Source organism: Neobacillus sp. MER 74, assembly GCF_023714155.1.
In genome coordinates, this window is the sequence record NZ_JAMAUV010000114.1 from 1 (window position 1) to 255 (window position 255).

Below are 255 nucleotides of genomic sequence, written 5' to 3' on the forward strand. Positions count from 1 at the left end.
TCCGTTACTTTTTAGGAGGCGACCGCCCCAGTCAAACTGCCCACCTGACACTGTCTCCCACCCCGATCAGGGGTGCGGGTTAGAATTTCAATACAGCCAGGGTAGTATCCCACCGACGCCTCCACGCAAGCTAGCGCTCACGTATCTCAGGCTCCTACCTATCCTGTACAAGCTGTACCAAAATTCAATATCAGGCTACAGTAAAGCTCCACGGGGTCTTTCCGTCCTGTCGCGGGTAACCTGCATCTTCACAGG

Annotated in this window: 1 rRNA gene; it reads right to left on the bottom strand. The window is 54.5% G+C overall.

The window, feature by feature from the left end:
• A 23S ribosomal RNA gene (locus M3610_RS27780) occupies nt 1–255 on the bottom strand; the annotation flags it as partial.